The sequence below is a fragment of the Corallococcus sp. AB045 genome, assembly GCF_003668895.1.
GTDB classification, from domain to species: Bacteria; Myxococcota; Myxococcia; order Myxococcales; family Myxococcaceae; genus Corallococcus; species Corallococcus coralloides.
The window spans coordinates 1-309 of the sequence record NZ_RAWN01000088.1 but is presented as its reverse complement, the minus strand read 5'-3'; positions in this window follow the sequence as shown (position 1 = coordinate 309).

Here is a 309-nt window from a genome sequence, read left to right as displayed (position 1 = left end):
GCCGGAGACCCGCACCGGCGCCGTGCCTCCCGCATGGCGCCGGGGTGCGCCCTCCGCGATGTCCGAGGAGCGCCCTGAGGGGGCATGACAGGCCGCCTCCTGGGAGGAGCCAGCGCGCGTGCCAGGACTGGCACGTTCGCGGCGCGGCCACGTCATCCGGCGGGCCGCGCTCTCACGTAACGCCCCGGAATCCCGACGGCGAGGCCCTGGCGGCCCGCGTGGCCCCGACCTTGCCATGGGAAGGCCACGCAACCCTCACAGGAGCCCAGCCCCATGAACTTCCAGAAGCCTTCCGCCATCCCCCACCTC